We start from the raw sequence: 1,227 nt of genomic DNA, 5'->3' as shown, positions 1-1,227 counted from the left end.
ACCAGTTTCTCGGCCGCGGCCGTCACCGTGTCACCGTCCTTGTCGGTGGCTTGCAGCAGCGAGCCCAGGTTGAGGGTGATGTCGTTCTCGTTGTTGCCTGCCGCGTGATCCAGCGGTTTGAGCAGCGTGAAGGTATAAGCACCCGCAGCGGTGAGGCTGAAGGTGAACACGTCGGTCGCGCCGGCCGTGGCGGTGAGCGTGTTGCCCACGACGCTGTACACCAGCGCCACCCCGCCCGAGTTCAGCGCCGGCAAGCCGCTGGTGTTACTCGACAAGGCATAGCTCAGCGGCGTGTCGGCGCCGGACTGGAAGATACCGGTCACGCTGCCGCTGGCCGTGGTCGCCTCGCCGGTCACGTCGCCCGTACCACCGGCAATGCCATTGGCCAGGCCGTCCTCGTCGACGGTTCCCGTTGCGGCAGTACCGGTCGCCGTCGGCGTGTCGTCGTCGACGGTGATGACCAGTTTCTCGGCCGCAGCCGTCACCGTGTCGCCGTCCTTGTCGGTGGCTTGCAGCAGCGAGCCCAGGTTGAGGGTGATGTCGTTCTCGTTGTTACCGGCCGCGTGATCCAGCGGCTTGAGCAGCGTAAAGGTGTAGGCACCCGCTGCGGTGAGGCTGAAGGTGAACACATCGGTCGCGCCGGCCGTGGCGGTGAGCGTGTTGCCCGCGACGCTGTACACCAGCGCCACCCCGCCCGAGCTCAGCACCGGCAAGCCGCTGGTATCACTCGACAAGGCATAGCTCAGCGGCGTGTCGGCGCCGGACTGGAAGATACCGGTCACGCTGCCGCTGGCCGTGGTCGCCTCGCCAGCCACGTCGCCCGTACCACCGGCAATGCCATTGGCCAGGCCGTCCTCGTCGACGGTTCCCGTTGCGGCAGTACCGGTCGCCGTCGGCGTGTCGTCGTCGACGGTGATGACCAGTTTGTCGGCCGCAGCCGTCACCGTGTCGCCGTCCTTGTCGGTGGCTTGCAGCAGCGAGCCCAGGTTGAGGGTGATGTCGTTCTCGTTGTTGCCTGCCGCGTGATCCAGCGGTTTGAGCAGCGTGAAGGTGTAGGCACCCGCTGTGGTGAGGCTGAACGTGAAGACGTCGGCACCGGCTACGCCGGCCTTGGCGGTAAGCGTGCCGCCCGCGACGCTGTACACCAGCGCCACCCCGCCCGAGCTCAGCGCCGGCAAGCCGCTGGTGTTACTCGACAAGGCATAGGTCAGCGGCGTGTCGGCGCCG

Annotated in this window: 1 protein-coding gene; it reads right to left on the bottom strand. The window is 67.2% G+C overall.

The annotated features are described in order from the left end of the window. A partial coding sequence (locus ACQKPC_RS30395) for a DUF5801 repeats-in-toxin domain-containing protein (RefSeq protein WP_427628335.1) occupies positions 1–1,227 on the bottom strand: 1,227 nt, incomplete at both ends.

It is taken from the genome of Pseudomonas sp. NPDC089918 (assembly GCF_050280605.1).
Classification (GTDB): Bacteria; Pseudomonadota; Gammaproteobacteria; order Pseudomonadales; family Pseudomonadaceae; genus Aquipseudomonas.
Note: the sequence above shows the minus strand (reverse complement) of the source record. Positions and strands in the feature narration are given on the sequence as shown.